The following is a 16,522-nucleotide window of genomic DNA, read 5'->3' on the forward strand; positions in this document are numbered from 1 at the left end:
TTGAATATTTATCGGCACGCGCCGCGGAATCTTTAAAAAGATTATAGGTTAATCAGAATATTCCCATCAGAATCGACGGTTCCGCTAACCACCTGGCCCGAGGACATTCTGACACGGGCGTTTTGCGCCACCGCAGCATTGTTTAACGCTTTCCCTTCACTGTTGATGCTAAAGCCATCTCCGTTGGCGACCACCATCACCTGCTGTCCTGCTTTAACACGCCACGCCTGGCGAAGCATGGAGAGCTGAATCGGCTGGCCCGGGGCCACGTCGCGCAGGCTGACGGCGTCCTGTGCCTGATTCATTTCCAGCATTGTCCGTGGCGGAAGCTGGTCCAGACGCCCGCGCTTCAGCGTCACGCTGTTTGCCTGGAGTGTGCTGCCACGCGCAATGGGGACGGCGGCGACAACATAATTGCCCGTCGCCTGAACTGCAACCTGTAAATAGCGTTTTTCGTTGGCGCAGCGTGCCAGCACGTTCACATTGCCCCATAGCTTCGTGGTCCCCGTCACGCTGAATGACGGTTGCTCGCAGGTCGGATACAGATTCGGCGGCGTACGGATGGTCACGTTAACTTCGTCGCTAAAGCCCGCCAGCTTCTGGGCAAAAAAATTCGTCAGCGCATTCTGTAAATCCCCGGCCTGCACCAGAGGGCTAAACAGCAAGACGGTTGCCATCAGGCCACGTTTTAACGTTTGCATCGCAAGTTCCACCGTTTCCAGAGTTGGGTGAATTCTACCTGCAGTGGTTTTGCATCAACGGAATAAATAGCGACGCATTTTGCGCTTATTCCGTCGATAGGGGAGACCGGGTGAGATTTAAGCTGTGAACTGAAATTTTGCCATCAGCGGAGGAGACATGCTCGATAAACTCGACGCCGCGTTACGTTTTCAGCAGGAAGCGCTCAATTTACGCGCCCAGCGGCAGGAGATTTTAGCCGCCAACATCGCTAACGCCGATACGCCCGGGTATCAGGCGCGCGATATTGATTTTTCCAGTGAACTCAAAAAGGTGATGGAGCGTGGACGTGCCGAAGGAACGGGTGTTGCACTCGCCATGACATCCTCTCGCCATATTCCTGCTCAGGCGATGACCGCGCCAGCGACCGATTTACTTTATCGCATCCCCGACCAGCCTTCACTCGACGGTAACACCGTGGATATGGACCGGGAGCGTACGCAGTTTGCCGATAACAGCCTGAAATACCAGACGGGCCTGACCGTACTCGGCGGACAAATCAAAGGCATGATGAACGTCCTGCAGGGGGGCAACTGATAAATGGCCTTGCTGAATATTTTTGATATCGCCGGCTCGGCGTTAACCGCTCAGTCAAAACGGCTGAACGTGGCAGCCAGTAACCTGGCGAACGCCGACAGCGTGACCGGACCTGACGGTCAGCCTTATCGTGCTAAACAGGTTGTGTTTCAGGTCGACGCTGCGCCAGGTGCGGCAACGGGCGGCGTGAAGGTGTCTGACGTGGTAGAGAGCCAGGCACCGGACAAGCTGGTGTACGAGCCCGGTAACCCGCTTGCGGACGCTAACGGATACGTGAAGATGCCTAACGTGGACGTGGTGGGCGAGATGGTGAACTCCATGTCGGCGTCCCGTAGCTACCAGGCGAACGTCGAAGTGCTTAATACCGTGAAGAGCATGATGCTCAAAACACTGACTCTCGGCCAGTAAAGGAGACATGCATGTCCATCGCCGTAAATGTGAATGATCCTACGAACACAGGTGTTAACAACACCAAAAGTTCGACAAGCTCCAGCTCCCTGACGGGAAGCAATGCCTCCGATTTGCAGAGCAGCTTCCTGACGCTGCTGGTAGCGCAGCTTAAGAACCAGGATCCGACTAACCCAATGCAGAACAACGAACTGACCACGCAGCTTGCGCAGATCAGCACCGTGAGCGGCATTGAGAAACTGAACACCACCCTGGGTTCCGTCTCCGGTCAGATTAATAGCGCCCAGTCCCTGCAGGCTGCAAGCCTGATCGGTCACGGCGTGATGATCCCGGGTACCACTATTCTTGCGGGTACCAGCACCACCGAGGGTACATCGACCACCACCACTACGCCGTTCGGCGTGGAATTGCAGCAGGCGGCTGACAAAGTGACCGCGACGATCACCGACTCAACCGGCGCCGTGGTTCGCACCATCGACATTGGCGAGCTGAAGGCGGGCGTTCACACCTTTACCTGGGACGGCAGCCTGACCGACGGCACGAAAGCACCAAATGGCTCCTACAAAGTCGCGATTAGCGCCAGCAACGGGACAACCCAGCTGGTGGCGCAGCCGCTGCAGTTCGCGCTGGTTCAGGGCGTGATTAAAGGGGGCGACGGCAACAAACTGGATTTGGGTACCTCCGGTACCACCACACTCGACGAAGTTCGGCAGATTATCTAAGCCTTAACACTTATCAGGAGTAAGTCATGGCCTTTTCTCAAGCGGTCAGCGGCCTGAATGCTGCGGCCACCAACCTGGACGTCATTGGCAACAACATCGCCAACTCCGCGACCTATGGTTTTAAATCCGGTTCTGCTTCCTTTGCAGACATGTTTGCCGGTTCCAAAGTGGGTCTGGGCGTAAAAGTTGCGGGCATCACTCAGGACTTTACCGACGGTACTACCACCAACACCGGTCGCGGCCTGGACGTTGCCATCAGCCAGAACGGTTTCTTCCGTATGGTCGATGCAAACGGCTCGGTGTTCTACAGCCGTAACGGCCAGTTCAAGCTGGACGAAAACCGTAACCTGGTGAACATGCAGGGGATGCAATTAACGGGTTATCCGGTTGCCGGAACGCCATCAACGGTTCAGACCGGTGCGAATCCACAGGCGATTAATATCCCGACCACGCTGATGGCCGCGAAATCCACCACCACGGCTTCCCAGCAGATTAACCTCAACTCCACCGATGCCGCACCGACCGCCGCCTTCGATCCGGCTAACCCGGATACCTACAACAAAAAAGGTACGGTAACCGTCTTTGATAGCCAGGGTAATGCGCACAACATGAACCTGTTTTACGTCAAAGATGCGACCCCGGCTAACTCCTGGAAAGTGTATGCCCAGGACGGCAGCGTAGCAGGCAGCACGGCGGCAGTGGCCACGACGTTGACCTTCGATAATAACGGTACGTTGATTGGTGGTGGAAACATCAACATCACTACCGCGACTATCCCAGGTGCGGACCCGGCGACCTTCGCCATGAGTTTTGCAAACTCCATGCAGCAGAACACCGGTGCGAACAATATCGTGGCGACCAACCAGAACGGCTTCAAGCCGGGCGACCTGGTGAGCTATCAGATCAACGATGACGGCACCGTCGTCGGGAACTACTCCAACGAGCAGACTCAGGTGCTGGGCCAGATCGTGCTGGCGAACTTTGCCAACAACGAAGGCCTGAAATCTGAAGGCGATAACGTCTGGTCGGCTACCCAGTCCTCCGGCGTGGCGCTGCTGGGTACGGCGGGAACCGGTAACTTCGGCACGTTGACCAACGGCGCGCTGGAAGCCTCTAACGTGGACCTGAGTAAAGAACTGGTGAACATGATCGTCGCGCAGCGTAACTATCAATCGAACGCGCAGACCATCAAGACCCAGGATCAGATCCTCAACACGCTGGTTAACCTGCGTTAAGCGGCTAACAGGAAAGCGCAATGGATCACGCAATATATACCGCGATGGGCGCGGCAAGTCAGACGCTCAGCCAGCAGGCCGTTACTGCCAGCAACCTGGCAAACGCCTCGACGCCGGGCTTTCGCGCGCAGCTGAATGCGCTGCGCGCGGTGCCGGTGGAAGGGCTCTCCCTGCCGACCCGTACGCTGGTGGCGGCATCGACCCCGGGCGCAGACATGACGCCAGGGCAGATGGATTACACCTCACGCCCGCTGGACGTTGCCCTGCAGCAGGACGGCTGGCTGGCGGTGCAAACGGCGGACGGCGGTGAAGGCTATACCCGTAACGGGAATATCCAGGTCAGCGCGACCGGCCAGCTGACGATTCAGGGGCATCCGGTGATGGGTGAAGCGGGCCCGCTGACCGTGCCGGAAGGCTCTGAGCTGACCATTGCCGCGGACGGCACCATCTCGGCGCTGAACCCGGGCGACCCGGCCAATACCGTTGCCCCTGTTGGTCGTCTGAAGCTGGTCAAAGCGGAAGGCAAAGAGGTGCAGCGCGGCGACGACGGCATGTTCCGTCTGACCCAGGCGGCCCAGGCTACTCGTGGCGCCACGTTACAGGCCGATCCGAGCATCCGCGTGATGTCCGGCGTTCTGGAAGGCAGCAACGTCAAGCCGGTCGAAGCGATGACCGACATGATCGCCAGCGCCCGTCGTTTTGAAATGCAGATGAAAATTATCAGCAGCGTGGATGAAAACGCGGGCAAGGCTAACCAACTTCTGTCTATGAGTTAACAGGACTCTTTATGATCAGCTCCTTATGGATCGCGAAAACTGGCCTGGACGCGCAGCAAACCAACATGGATGTGATTGCCAACAACCTGGCAAACGTCAGCACCAATGGTTTCAAGCGTCAGCGCGCCGTTTTCGAAGATTTGCTTTATCAAACCATCCGCCAGCCGGGCGCGCAGTCTTCTGAACAGACGACGCTGCCGTCAGGTCTGCAGATCGGTACCGGCGTTCGCCCGGTGGCGACCGAGCGTCTGCACAGCCAGGGCAACCTGTCTCAGACCAACAACAGCAAAGACGTGGCAATCAAAGGTCAGGGTTTCTTCCAGGTGCAGCTGCCTGACGGAACCTCTGCCTATACCCGTGACGGTTCCTTCCAGGTCGATCAGAACGGTCAGCTGGTGACGGCGGGCGGTTTCCAGGTTCAACCTGCGATCACCATTCCGGCGAACGCCCTGAGCATTACCATCGGCCGTGACGGCATCGTGAGCGTGACCCAGCAGGGGCAGGCCGCGCCGGTCCAGGTCGGACAGCTCAACCTGACCACCTTCATGAACGATACCGGCCTGGAAAGCATTGGTGAGAACCTCTACACCGAAACGCAATCCTCCGGTACGCCAAATGAAAGTACGCCGGGCCTGAACGGTGCCGGTCTGCTGTATCAGGGGTATGTAGAAACCTCCAACGTGAACGTGGCGGAAGAGCTGGTAAATATGATCCAGGTCCAGCGCGCGTATGAAATTAACAGTAAAGCAGTCTCGACGACCGATCAGATGCTGCAGAAACTGACGCAACTCTAAGGCGTAGCCCGGTGCGGTAAACCCCGCACCGGCTCCCTGTTTTCGAAGATGAAGGCAATGCAAAAAAACGCGGCGTTTCGTTATCCGATACTGACTGTTCTGGCTGTCACTCTCAGCGGGTGCGCTTTGATCCCGTCTAAACCATTGGTCCAGGGTGCGACGACTGCCCAACCCGTTCCTGGCCCTGCGCCAGTGGTAAACGGCTCCATTTTCCAGACCGCGCAGCCGATTAACTACGGCTATCAGCCGCTGTTTGAAGATCGCCGCCCGCGCAATGTTGGCGATACATTGACCATTGTGCTGCAGGAAAACGTCAGCGCGAGCAAGAGCTCGTCGGCGAACGCCAGCCGCGATGGCAAAACCAATTTTGGCTTCGACACCGTTCCACGCTATCTGCAGGGCCTGTTCGGCAATGCCCGTGCGGATGTTGAGGCTTCCGGCGGCAACACCTTTAACGGTAAAGGTGGCGCAAACGCCAGCAATACCTTCAGCGGTACGCTGACGGTTACGGTTGACCAGGTGCTGGTTAACGGCAATTTACACGTCGTGGGTGAAAAACAGATCGCCATTAACCAGGGCACTGAATTCATTCGCTTCTCGGGCGTGGTGAATCCACGCACCATCAGCGGCACCAACACCGTTCCGTCCACCCAGGTGGCGGATGCGCGCATTGAGTACGTCGGTAACGGCTACATTAATGAAGCGCAGAATATGGGTTGGCTGCAGCGCTTCTTCCTTAATTTATCGCCGATGTAAGCGAGGTGACCCATGTTTAAATCGATCTTCGCCGTGGCGCTGGTTCTTGTAGCAACGTTTGCCCAGGCTGACCGCATCCGCGATCTCACCAGCGTTCAGGGCGTCCGCCAGAACTCGCTGATTGGCTATGGCCTGGTGGTGGGGCTGGACGGTACCGGTGACCAAACGACCCAGACGCCGTTTACCACCCAAAGCTTGAACAACATGCTTTCCCAGCTCGGCATTACCGTGCCGGCAGGAACCAACATGCAGCTGAAAAACGTGGCCGCGGTAATGGTCACTGCCTCTTACCCGGCGTTTGCGCGCCAGGGGCAGACCATTGACGTGGTGGTCTCCTCAATGGGTAATGCCAAAAGCCTGCGCGGCGGTACGCTGCTGATGACCCCGCTGAAAGGCGTCGACAGCCAGGTCTATGCTCTGGCGCAGGGTAACATTCTGGTTGGCGGTGCGGGTGCATCGGCAGGCGGAAGCAGCGTGCAGGTGAACCAGTTGAACGGCGGACGTATTACCAACGGCGCGATCATCGAGCGTGAGTTGCCGACCCAGTTTGGCGCAGGCAACACCATCAACCTGCAGCTGAATAATGAAGACTTCACGATGGCGCAGCAGATTGCCGACACCATCAACCGCAGCTATGGCAATGCCACGGCGCTGGATGCGCGTACCGTGCAGATCCGCACCTCTACCGGCAGCAGCAACCAGGTGCGCATGCTGGCGGATATCCAGAATCTGGAAGTGAACGTGCCGGTGCAGGATGCCAAAGTGATCATCAACTCCCGTACGGGCTCCGTGGTGATGAACCGGGAAGTGTCGCTGGATAGCTGCGCCGTGGCGCAGGGTAACCTGTCGGTGACGGTTAACCGTTCTGCCAACGTCAGCCAGCCGGATACGCCATTTGGTGGCGGCCAGACGGTGGTGACGCCACAAACGCAGATTGATTTACGCCAGAGCGGCGGCTCTCTGCAGAGCGTGCGCTCCAGCGCCAACCTGAACAGCGTGGTGCGTGCCCTGAACGCGCTGGGCGCGACGCCGATGGATCTGATGTCCATTCTGCAATCCATGCAAAGCGCGGGCTGCCTGCGCGCCAAACTGGAAATCATCTGATGCTGACCGATAGCAAACTGTTGACCAGTGCCGCCTGGGACGCCCAGTCGCTCAACGAACTGAAAACCAAAGCAGGTAAAGACCCGGCGGCGAATATCCGCCCGGTCGCCCGCCAGGTAGAGGGGATGTTTGTCCAGATGATGCTGAAAAGCATGCGCGAAACCCTGCCGAAAGACGGGATGTTCAGCAGCGATTCAACGCGTCTTTACACCAGCATGTATGACCAGCAGATTGCGCAGCAGATGACCGCCGGTAAAGGCCTCGGTCTGGCTGACATGATTGTCAAACAGACCGCCGCCGCACAGGGTGTTCAGCCAGAAGAGCAGCCGCAGCAGGTGCCGATGAAGTTCGATCTGGAAACGGTGACCAGTTATCAGAACCAGGCGCTGACGCAGATGGTGCGTAAAGCGATACCGAAGGCAACGGGCAGCGGCGACGAGGCGCTCTCCGGTGACAGCAAAGACTTCCTGGCGCAGCTATCTCTGCCTGCGCGACTGGCCAGTGAACAGAGCGGCGTGCCTCACCATCTTATTCTCGCCCAGGCCGCGCTGGAGTCGGGCTGGGGCCAGCGCCAGATCCGCAAGGAAAACGGCGACCCGAGCTTTAACATCTTCGGCGTGAAGGCCACCTCCAGCTGGAAAGGGCCGACCACGGAGATCACCACCACCGAATACGAGAACGGTGCGGCGGTGAAGGTGAAAGCGAAATTCCGCGTTTACAGCTCTTATCTGGAAGCACTGTCCGATTATGTCGGGCTGCTGAGTCGAAATCCGCGTTACACCGCCGTTACGCAGGCGGCGACGGCGGAGCAGGGCGCGCAGGCCCTGCAAAACGCGGGCTACGCGACCGACCCGAACTACGCGCGCAAGCTTACCAGCATGATCCAGCAGCTGAAATCCATGGGCGAGAAAGTCAGCAAAGCCTATAGCGCAGATATTGAAAATCTGTTCTGAAAGTTCTCAAGTCCCGGTGGAGGTTGCCGATAACCTTCATCAGGACTCGTGTCTGAACGTATAAAAGGAACCCCCATGTCCAGTTTGATTAACAGCGCCATGAGTGGCCTCAGTGCCGCGCAGTCGGCACTCAATACCGTCAGTAATAATATTTCAAGCTACAACGTGGCAGGTTACACCCGCCAGACGACGGTGCTGGGTGCATCTAACAGCACGCTGACCGGCGGTGGCTGGGTGGGTAACGGGGTGTATGTCTCCGGTGTCCAGCGTGAATATGACGCTTTTATCACCAACCAGCTTCGCGCCGCGCAGACGCAGAGCAGCGGCCTGACCACACGCTATCAGCAGATGTCAAAAATTGACGATGTGCTCTCCGATACTACCAACTCGCTTTCCACCACCCTGCAGGATTTCTTTAAAAGCCTGCAAACGCTGGTGAGCAACGCGGAAGACCCGGCTGCGCGTCAGACGGTGCTGGGAAAAGCGGGCGGCCTGGTCAATCAGTTCAAAACTAACGATCAGTATCTCCGCGATCAGGATACGCAAGTCAATACCGCAATTGCGACCAGCGTTTCGCAGATCAACAACTACGCCAAACAGATTGCCAATCTGAACGATCAGATTTCCCGCCTCACCGGCGTCGGCGCGGGCGCATCGCCTAACGATCTGCTCGACCAGCGCGATCAGCTTGTCAATGAGCTGAACAAAATCGTGGGCGTGGAAGTCTCTGTTCAGGATAGCGGCACGTTTAACATCTCTTTCGGCAACGGCTACAGCCTGGTGCAGGGCAGCAAAGCTAACCAGCTGGCGGCCGTGAAGTCCAGCGCCGATCCTTCCCGTACCACTATCGCCTACGTCGATGAGGTTGCGGGCAATGTCGAGATCCCGGAAAAGATGGTTACCACCGGCTCGTTAGGCGGCTTGCTGACGTTCCGCGCTGAAGATCTGGATAAGGCCCGTAACACTCTGAACCAGATGGCGCTGGCGTTTGCTGACGCGATGAACAAACAGCATGAGGCCGGCTTTGATGCCAACGGCGATGCGGGCGGCAAGCTGTTCGGCTTTGGTTCTCCGGCTGTGCTTTCTAACAGCAAAAATAGCGGTTCGGCGGTCGTCAATGCCACCGTTGCGGACAGCACCAAAGTTCAGGCAACGGACTATAAGCTGCAGTTTAACGGTACCGACTGGACCATTACCCGTACCTCGGACAAGACCAGCTTTACAATGAGCCCGGATGCCAGCGGCAATCTGTCGTTTGATGGTCTCAACGTGAACGTCAGCGGTTCGGCAAACGCTAAAGACAGTTTTACCGTGAAGCCTGTGTCCGACGTCATCATGAATATGGAACTGTCCATCAGCGACGAGTCCAAACTGGCCATGGCCGCGGTGCAGAACGGCGGTGAGAGCGACAACCGCAACGGGCAGAAAATGCTCGATCTGCAAAACAGTAAAGTGGTTGGCGGAAACAAAACCTTCAACGATGCCTATGCCTCACTGGTCAGCACCGTGGGTAGCACCACCGCTTCACTGAAAGTAAGCAGCCAGACGAAAGCCAACGTGGAAACGCAGTTAATCAAGCAGCAGCAGACCATCTCCGGGGTAAACCTTGACGAAGAGTATGGCAACCTGCAGCGTTATCAGCAGTATTACCTCGCCAACGCGCAGGTGCTTCAGACTGCCAGTACGCTCTTCGATGCAATTATCAACATTCGTTAAGGTTGAGGTGAAAAATGCGTATTAGCACCCAGATGATGTACGAACAGAACATGCGCGGGATCACCGATTCCCAGAGCAGATGGCTGAGCTACGGTGAGCAGATGTCCACCGGCAAACGCGTTAATCGTCCGTCGGACGATCCTATCGCGGCTTCGCAGTCTATTGTTCTGTCGCAATCTCAGTCACAAAACAGCCAGTTCGCGTTAGCGCGCACCTTTGCCACGCAAAAAGTGTCGCTGGAAGACAACGTGCTGACCCAGGTGAACACCGCGTTATCAAGCGTGCGTGAGAAGCTGGTCTACGCGTCAAACGGCACCTTAAGCGATGACGACCGTCTCTCTCTGGCGACCGATATCCAGGGGATCCGCGACCAGCTCATGAACCTGGCTAACACGACGGATGGCAATGGTCGCTTTATCTTTGCGGGTTACAAAACCGAGAGCGCACCGTTTGATGCCGCAACCGGCACCTACAATGGCGGCACTGAGGCGATCACCCAGCAGGTTGATACGGCGCGAAACATGGCAATCAGCCATACCGGCCAGCAGATTTTCGAAAGCATTACCAGCAATGCGCAAGAGCTGCCGGGCGGAGGCTATGGCGAAACAAACATGTTTAAAATCCTTGATTCCGCCATTGCTTCGCTGAAGACGCCGATTGAAAACGATCCGGCCGCGGCTGCCGCACAAAGCCAGACAATTTCCAACGCGCAGATCGGTATTAAAAACGCGCAGAACAACGTCCTGACGGTCGTTGCGGATGTCGGCACCAAGATGAACGAACTGGAAAAACTCGATACCCTTGGTGACGACCGCGCGCTGGGCCAGACTAAGCAGATGAGTGATTTGGTGGACGTGGACTGGAATGAAGCGATTTCCTCTTACACCATGCAGCAGGCGGCCCTGCAGGCCTCTTATAAAGCGTTTAGCGATATGCAGGGCATGTCTCTGTTCCAGCTGAACAAATAACATCTTGACCTCTTGGAACATGTCTTGAAACTGGGCATGTTTTAGTGCCCAATCCGTCTGGATTGGGCATTTTTTTTATGCCATTTCTGCTGGTGCTGAGGCGACGCGCGCGCTTTCAATCAGGCGGATTGCCAGCGCAATGATGCCGCAGACCGTTGCCAGCGCGACCACACCCGTCCAGCCAGCCAGCGTGTAGATATTGCTGCCTAACGCGGAACCCAACGCCATGCCGATAAAGATCACGGTAAAGAGCAGGGCGTTCAGGCGGCCACGAGCCTGCGGCTCAAGGCTGTAGACCAGGTTCTGGTGCGCGACCAGGCTGGACTGCAGGCCCAGATCGAACCCGATGGCAGAGACGGCAATCAGAATCAGCTGTCCGTGAACCCCCAGAGCAGGCATCAGGAACATCAGGGCAAACGAGACGGTCACAAGGATTGCGCCAAGCTGCGTCACTTTCCCGGCACCCAGTTTATCCGCCAGGCCGCCCGCCAGCGGTGCGGCTAATGCACCGGCAGCACCTGCAATACCAAAACCACCGGCGACGGCACTGCCGAGGTGATAGCGTTCCAGCAGCATGACTGCAAGCGTTGACCAGAAGGCGCTAAAGGCAATCGACAGAAAACCCTGGGCCAGCGCCGCACGGCGCAGAGCGGGATAACGACGCCACAGATGTTCCATCGAGCGCATCAGTGCGGGATAGCTCAGCGTGGAGTGAATAGCGAAACGAGGGAGCACGGCCCACATCACCACCCCGATAAACGCAATACTTGCCGCAGCCAGCTGGTACATCACGCGCCAGCCAAACGCTTCGCCCACCACGCCGCTGACGGTTCTGGAGAGCAAAATGCCCAGCAGCAGACCGGTCATCACCGTACCGACGGTTTTTCCCTGTTTACCTTCCGGCGCAAGAATCGCCGCTGCCGGGACAATATCCTGCGCCATGGTGGCGGCCATGCCGATGAGCAGACTTGCCAGCAGCAGGGAGTGGATCTGTCCGGTCAGGCTACAGCCCAGGAGAAACAACGCCAGCGCCGCACTCTTTATCAGGATTAACGTTCTGCGGTCGTGGCGATCGCCGAGCGGCAGCAGGAACAGGATCCCTAAGGCGTATCCCGCCTGGGTGAGCGTCGGGACCAGGCCCATTCCTTCGATACTCAGGTGAAGGTCAGCGCCCATCAGGGGCAGCAGCGGCTGGGCATAATAGATGGAAGCCACGCTGAAGCCTGCGCCGAGCGCCAGCATTAAGATGACCCAGCGGCTTACGGCATGGGCGGCAGTTGTTGTGTTCATAAGACGTTCCTCATTCATCGTGTGAGGCTATTTTTTATCAGTACGCCTTGCGACGGTAGCGGGTGCGGTGGTAAAACGCTTATACGTTGAACGTATAAATGAAAATAAGATGAAAAGAACTGAGCGTATAGACAGGGTGGAGCTAATGCGGACGTTTGTCCGCATTGTGGAGGCAGGGTCACTCTCTGCGGCGGCACGGCAGCTGGACACAACCCAGGCCACGGTGAGCAGGCGGCTGCAGTCGCTTGAGACAATGCTGGGCGTGCGCCTGATGTTGCGAACGACCCACACGACGCGGCTCACGGATGACGGCGAGCGCTGTTATCAGCACGCCCGTCGGGTGATTGACAGCTGGCTGGCGCTGGAAGATGAGGTGGGACAGACGGAAGATGAACCTGTAGGCGTGCTGCGGGTGCGGGCACCGCACGCGTTTGGTCAGGATCAGCTCCTGAAACCGCTAACCGAGTTTTTGCAGCGTTACCCGCAACTTTCGATTGAGTGGATGCTCAACGATCGGTCGGCTGATTTCCTGGGCGACAACCTTGACTGTGCTATTCGGGTGGGAATGGAAGTCGATCCGGCGACCGTATCCGTGCTGCTGGCCGAAGTGCCGCGTTCGGTGGTGGCTTCTCCGGCACTGCTGGACCGTTTTCCGACGGTTAATACGCCGGAGGATCTGCAGCAGCTGCCGTGGATTGCTATCAGCTCTTTCTACCAGCGCCATGTGGAGCTCTTTCACGAGGCATCATCCGCTACCGCGCGAGTGAATATTACCCCACGCCTCAGTACCGACAGCCTGTATGTCGCACGCAATACGGCACTCACCGGGCTTGGCGTGGCGGTCGTATCCAGCTGGACGGTTCAGGACGATATTCGTGAAGGGCGGCTGGTGCATTTACTGCCAGAGTGGCAGCCGGCGGCGTTACCGGTGCATCTGGTTTACCCCTGGTCCCGCTATTATCCGGCGCGCTTGCGGCGATTTCTGGAACTGATGCGGCAGATCATGCCGGAGGTCACCGGGATGAGAAAGCCCGTGCAGCAGGCATAAAAAAGCCGACCCGAAGGTCGGCTTTTTACTTTCTGTGTCGTTATTCGACAGACTGCGGACGCGTCGCCGGTGCAGTCGCCTGATGCGTTGCACTGTGGCCGCCTGCAGCGCCTTTACCGTCGAAGCTGAACGCCGGGCGAACCCAGTCGCTGTGGCGCGGGGCTTCAGGCACATACTCTGGTGCCGGAGCACGCGTCATTGGCGCTGTCGCAACGTGAGCTGGCGCAGGCGCGGCAACAACCTTAACCGGCTCAGGCTTCACTTCAGGCGCTTTCACTTCTTCGACAACCGGCTCAACCTGAATCTCAACGTCCTGAACGACTTCTTCAGTGGTGGTTTCGACGAGGGTTTCAGCGGCTTCTTCTACCGCGGCTACAGGTTCAGCCTCTTCAGCGACTTCCTCAGCCACCACGACATCCTCTTCAGCGATAATCTGCGGTGCGGCATCAACCGGCGCGGCAATCACTTCAGGGTGGGTGGTTTCGACGTCCACTGCGTGTGGTTCTGCCGCTTCAACAACCTGAGGTTCAACCACGGTTGCTGCTTCGGTCACCGCGTCTTCAACCGGTGCTACAGGGGCAATTACCTCTTCGGTCACAGTCTGTTCTTCAACAGCTTGCTCCAGGCGAGCGACCGGGTAACGGATCCAGACTTTGCCGGATGCCATTTCTGGCGACGCGCACGCCACGGTCAACGGCATTGGAGACTGAGTCGGGTAACGCTCGTCACGATAGCGACGACGACGCTGGCCGCTGACGCGCAGATGACGTGGAGAACGGCGGGAGCGACGCGGCATACCTGCGTTGTCACGGTTTTCACCGTTTTCATCCTGCTCAACGTTATTGTCCACGACGGCTGGCAGGTCAACTTTTGCAACCTGAGTACCTGTTGCGGTTTCTGCCGCTTCAGCCGCCACAACTGCAGTTTCTTCTACCGGAGCCGCACCGATGCGCACTTTCTGCGCCAGCTGGCGCTGCTTACGACGTGGCATAACCTGAGTACGTTCTTCCTGCTCGACGTCCTGCTGCTCAGCAGGCTCTTCCCGGTTCAGGTTTTTAACTTCCTGCTGCGCCTGACGCTTCTCGTCGTTACGACGACGGTTGCGTTCGCGGCGTGGCTGCTGCTCGTCGCGCTGTTTGCTCTTCTCGGACTCATCGCCCGCCTGCTGGCGAATTTCACGATCTTCAACATTCTGCTGCTGTTTCTCGCGACGGTTGCGACGGTTGTCTTCGCGCGGCTCACGGCCTTCGTTGTTATCTGAACGGCTGTCGCGACGCTCGTTACGGTCGCTGCGGTCGTTACGATCGCGGCGGTTGTTCTGACGTTTGCGACGGTCCTGCTGACGCTCAGGTTTGGCTGCTTTTGGTTCTTCCTTCGGCTGCTCTGGCTGAACGTCTTCACCCGCAAACATCTTCTTCAGCGCGCCGAAGAAGCGGCTCAGCAGACCCGGTTGCGCCGGCTGGGCCTTCGCGGCCGCGGCTTCTGGTTTCTGCGCTGCAGGCTTGGCCGCCGGTTTTTCCAGGGCTGCTTCCGGTGGAGCTTCAGGCATGATGAAGGTCGCTAACGCTGGCTGCTCTGGCAGTTTGCGCTCTGCGGGTTCTTCATCGGAAGGCAGCGCCATCTCTTCTTCATGCAGCTTCGGCAGCAGGTAGCTGAGGGTGCTGGTCTCTTCGCCTTTACGGACACGCAGCACGTGATAGTGCGGGGTTTCCATCTGATCGTTCGGTACGATGATGCAGCGAACGCCGCCCTGACGCGCTTCAATCGCACTGACAGCTGCACGTTTTTCGTTCAGCAGGTAGGAGGCGATTGGCACAGGCACAATGGCGTGAACCTCTTTGGTATTCTCTTTCAGCGCTTCTTCTTCAATCAGACGCAGGATAGAGAGAGACAGCGATTCGTTGTCACGCACGGTACCGGTGCCGGAACAGCGCGGGCAGACGTGATGGCTGGACTCACCCAGCGACGGGCTCAGACGCTGGCGGGACATCTCCAGCAGGCCAAAGCGCGAGATATGGCTAATCTGGATACGCGCGCGATCCTGACGCACCGCTTCACGCAGGCGGTTTTCAACCGCACGCTGGTGGCGAACAGGGGTCATGTCGATGAAGTCGATAACAATCAGACCGCCCAGGTCGCGCAGGCGAAGCTGGCGGGCGATTTCATCAGCGGCTTCAAGGTTGGTGTTGAAGGCCGTCTCTTCGATGTCGCCGCCGCGGGTTGCACGCGCGGAGTTGATGTCGATAGCGGTCAGCGCTTCCGTGGTATCGATGACGATAGAACCGCCGGACGGCAGGCGCACTTCACGCTGGAAGGCGGACTCGATCTGAGATTCGATCTGATAGTGGCTGAACAGCGGGATTTCACCGGTGTACAGCTTGATTTTGCTGGTGAAATCCGGACGACCCAGCGCGGCGATGTGCTGGCGAGCCAGCTCAAGCACTTTCGGGTTATCGATCAGAATCTCACCGATGTCCTGACGCAGGTAGTCACGGAAGGCACGCACGATAACGTTGCTTTCCTGGTGAATCAGGAACGGAGCAGGGCGGCTTTCAGCGGCTTTCTGGATCGCTTCCCAGTGCTTCAGACGGAAGCTCAGGTCCCACTGCAGCGCTTCGGCTGATTTGCCGACGCCTGCGGTGCGTACGATAAGTCCCATGCCGTCCGGCAGTTCGAGACTTGCCAGAGCTTCTTTCAGCTCGGTACGGTCATCACCTTCGATACGGCGAGAGATGCCACCCGCACGCGGGTTGTTTGGCATCAGCACCAGATAGCTCCCCGCCAGGCTGATAAAGGTGGTCAGTGCGGCACCTTTGTTGCCACGCTCTTCTTTATCAATCTGTACGATAACTTCCTGACCTTCACGCAGAACATCTTTGATGTTTGGGCGGCCATGGGCGTTGTAGTTTGCAGGGAAATATTCGCGAGCGATTTCTTTCAGAGGGAGGAAACCATGACGCTCAGCACCGTAGTCGACAAATGCAGCTTCAAGGCTTGGTTCAATGCGGGTGATTTTACCTTTGTAAATGTTCGCTTTTTTCTGTTCGTGTCCAGGACTTTCGATATCCAGATCGTACAGGCGCTGCCCATCCACAAGGGCGACACGCAACTCTTCTTGCTGAGTTGCGTTGATTAACATTCTTTTCATCGTAACTTACTCGTTATTCTTACATTGACGACAAAGCTGCGGGCAAGGTGACGCTTTCCGGGGTATGAACCGATGGCCTCGTGTCTGTTCACGTCGCCAACCTCACGGTTGTCGCTCGCTTAAGAGGCGCAGAGTGTCGGTTGCCTGTGTTTCATACGGAAACACAGCGCAATTATCAGGGGAATTGCCTGGGTAGAACTCTCCAGAGAACAATCCTTATACCGGGAAGTACTGCAACCCGCAGCCCGCTAACTGCCTGAAAGATCAATACGTCTTACGCCATTGCTGCGTTGATGATCGGTCAGACAAAATTGGTCATTCCGTCGACA

At 57.4% G+C, this 16,522-nt stretch carries 15 protein-coding genes; 12 read left to right on the top strand and 3 right to left on the bottom strand.

Going from position 1 to position 16,522, the window contains the following annotated elements:
• Positions 1 to 41: 41 nt before the first annotated feature.
• Positions 42 to 701 carry a flagellar basal body P-ring formation chaperone FlgA gene (flgA, locus tag ACR42C_RS08850; protein ID WP_116340684.1) on the bottom strand — a complete coding sequence of 220 codons (660 nt, stop codon included), beginning with the start codon at positions 699 to 701 and terminating at the stop codon, positions 42 to 44.
• 157 nt (positions 702 to 858) lie between these two features.
• Between flgA and flgB the strand changes: the two genes are divergently transcribed.
• The 11 genes from flgB to flgL all read left to right on the top strand — a co-directional run bounded on the left by flgB (position 859) and on the right by flgL (position 10,707).
• On the top strand, positions 859 to 1,275 hold the full coding sequence (flgB, locus tag ACR42C_RS08855; RefSeq protein WP_008500815.1) for a flagellar basal body rod protein FlgB: 417 nt from the start codon (positions 859 to 861) through the stop codon (positions 1,273 to 1,275).
• A 3-nt stretch (positions 1,276 to 1,278) separates the two neighbouring features.
• Positions 1,279 to 1,683 (top strand): flagellar basal body rod protein FlgC, encoded by a 405-nt coding sequence (gene flgC, locus ACR42C_RS08860; protein ID WP_013097138.1) that lies wholly within the window; start codon positions 1,279 to 1,281, stop codon positions 1,681 to 1,683.
• An 11-nt stretch (positions 1,684 to 1,694) separates the two neighbouring features.
• On the top strand, positions 1,695 to 2,405 hold the full coding sequence (gene flgD, locus ACR42C_RS08865; protein WP_045406631.1) for a flagellar hook assembly protein FlgD: 711 nt from the start codon (positions 1,695 to 1,697) through the stop codon (positions 2,403 to 2,405).
• A gap of 26 nt (positions 2,406 to 2,431) precedes the next feature.
• Positions 2,432 to 3,640, top strand: coding sequence for a flagellar hook protein FlgE (gene flgE, locus ACR42C_RS08870; protein WP_061098580.1), 1,209 nt, complete (start codon positions 2,432 to 2,434; stop codon positions 3,638 to 3,640).
• Between the two features lie 20 nt (positions 3,641 to 3,660).
• On the top strand, positions 3,661 to 4,416 hold the full coding sequence (locus tag ACR42C_RS08875) for a flagellar basal body rod protein FlgF (RefSeq protein ID WP_116340682.1): 756 nt from the start codon (positions 3,661 to 3,663) through the stop codon (positions 4,414 to 4,416).
• Between the two features lie 11 nt (positions 4,417 to 4,427).
• Positions 4,428 to 5,210 carry a flagellar basal-body rod protein FlgG gene (gene flgG / locus ACR42C_RS08880; RefSeq protein WP_000625853.1) on the top strand — a complete coding sequence of 261 codons (783 nt, stop codon included), beginning with the start codon at positions 4,428 to 4,430 and terminating at the stop codon, positions 5,208 to 5,210.
• Positions 5,211 to 5,267: 57 nt separating this feature from the next.
• Positions 5,268 to 5,966, top strand: coding sequence for a flagellar basal body L-ring protein FlgH (flgH, locus tag ACR42C_RS08885; RefSeq protein WP_023311139.1), 699 nt, complete (start codon positions 5,268 to 5,270; stop codon positions 5,964 to 5,966).
• 12 nt (positions 5,967 to 5,978) lie between these two features.
• Positions 5,979 to 7,070 (top strand): flagellar basal body P-ring protein FlgI, encoded by a 1,092-nt coding sequence (locus ACR42C_RS08890; protein WP_045406630.1) that lies wholly within the window; start codon positions 5,979 to 5,981, stop codon positions 7,068 to 7,070.
• Entirely contained in the window at positions 7,070 to 8,023 is a 954-nt protein-coding gene (gene flgJ / locus ACR42C_RS08895) for a flagellar assembly peptidoglycan hydrolase FlgJ (RefSeq protein WP_045406628.1), read from the top strand. The genes ACR42C_RS08890 and flgJ overlap by 1 nt, the downstream gene beginning before the upstream one ends.
• Before the next feature lie 75 nt (positions 8,024 to 8,098).
• Positions 8,099 to 9,739 (top strand): flagellar hook-associated protein FlgK, encoded by a 1,641-nt coding sequence (gene flgK / locus ACR42C_RS08900; RefSeq protein WP_116340680.1) that lies wholly within the window; start codon positions 8,099 to 8,101, stop codon positions 9,737 to 9,739.
• A 14-nt stretch (positions 9,740 to 9,753) separates the two neighbouring features.
• Positions 9,754 to 10,707 carry a flagellar hook-associated protein FlgL gene (gene flgL, locus ACR42C_RS08905; protein ID WP_116340678.1) on the top strand — a complete coding sequence of 318 codons (954 nt, stop codon included), beginning with the start codon at positions 9,754 to 9,756 and terminating at the stop codon, positions 10,705 to 10,707.
• Between the two features lie 75 nt (positions 10,708 to 10,782).
• Here flgL and ACR42C_RS08910 read toward each other — a convergent pair whose 3' ends face one another.
• Positions 10,783 to 11,997, bottom strand: coding sequence for an MFS transporter (locus tag ACR42C_RS08910; RefSeq protein WP_320720519.1), 1,215 nt, complete (start codon positions 11,995 to 11,997; stop codon positions 10,783 to 10,785).
• A gap of 145 nt (positions 11,998 to 12,142) precedes the next feature.
• On the opposite strand from ACR42C_RS08910, the gene ACR42C_RS08915 reads away from it, so the two are divergent.
• Positions 12,143 to 13,045, top strand: coding sequence for a LysR family transcriptional regulator (locus tag ACR42C_RS08915; protein WP_395312682.1), 903 nt, complete (start codon positions 12,143 to 12,145; stop codon positions 13,043 to 13,045).
• Between the two features lie 40 nt (positions 13,046 to 13,085).
• Here the strand turns inward: ACR42C_RS08915 and rne are convergent, their stop codons facing one another.
• Positions 13,086 to 16,193, bottom strand: coding sequence for a ribonuclease E (gene rne / locus ACR42C_RS08920; RefSeq protein WP_479985025.1), 3,108 nt, complete (start codon positions 16,191 to 16,193; stop codon positions 13,086 to 13,088).
• Between the last annotated feature and the right edge of the window lie 329 nt (positions 16,194 to 16,522).

It is taken from the genome of Enterobacter sp. MG-EB028, assembly GCF_056673305.1.

Coding starts and splice junctions, on each gene's coding strand:
- flgA (WP_116340684.1), bottom strand. CDS start 701: ATGCAAACGTTAAAACGTGGCCTGATGGCAACCGTCTTGCTGTTTAGC.
- flgB (WP_008500815.1), top strand. CDS start 859: ATGCTCGATAAACTCGACGCCGCGTTACGTTTTCAGCAGGAAGCGCTC.
- flgC (WP_013097138.1), top strand. CDS start 1,279: ATGGCCTTGCTGAATATTTTTGATATCGCCGGCTCGGCGTTAACCGCT.
- flgD (WP_045406631.1), top strand. CDS start 1,695: ATGTCCATCGCCGTAAATGTGAATGATCCTACGAACACAGGTGTTAAC.
- flgE (WP_061098580.1), top strand. CDS start 2,432: ATGGCCTTTTCTCAAGCGGTCAGCGGCCTGAATGCTGCGGCCACCAAC.
- ACR42C_RS08875 (WP_116340682.1), top strand. CDS start 3,661: ATGGATCACGCAATATATACCGCGATGGGCGCGGCAAGTCAGACGCTC.
- flgG (WP_000625853.1), top strand. CDS start 4,428: ATGATCAGCTCCTTATGGATCGCGAAAACTGGCCTGGACGCGCAGCAA.
- flgH (WP_023311139.1), top strand. CDS start 5,268: ATGCAAAAAAACGCGGCGTTTCGTTATCCGATACTGACTGTTCTGGCT.
- ACR42C_RS08890 (WP_045406630.1), top strand. CDS start 5,979: ATGTTTAAATCGATCTTCGCCGTGGCGCTGGTTCTTGTAGCAACGTTT.
- flgJ (WP_045406628.1), top strand. CDS start 7,070: ATGCTGACCGATAGCAAACTGTTGACCAGTGCCGCCTGGGACGCCCAG.
- flgK (WP_116340680.1), top strand. CDS start 8,099: ATGTCCAGTTTGATTAACAGCGCCATGAGTGGCCTCAGTGCCGCGCAG.
- flgL (WP_116340678.1), top strand. CDS start 9,754: ATGCGTATTAGCACCCAGATGATGTACGAACAGAACATGCGCGGGATC.
- ACR42C_RS08910 (WP_320720519.1), bottom strand. CDS start 11,997: ATGAACACAACAACTGCCGCCCATGCCGTAAGCCGCTGGGTCATCTTA.
- ACR42C_RS08915 (WP_395312682.1), top strand. CDS start 12,143: ATGCGGACGTTTGTCCGCATTGTGGAGGCAGGGTCACTCTCTGCGGCG.
- rne (WP_479985025.1), bottom strand. CDS start 16,193: ATGAAAAGAATGTTAATCAACGCAACTCAGCAAGAAGAGTTGCGTGTC.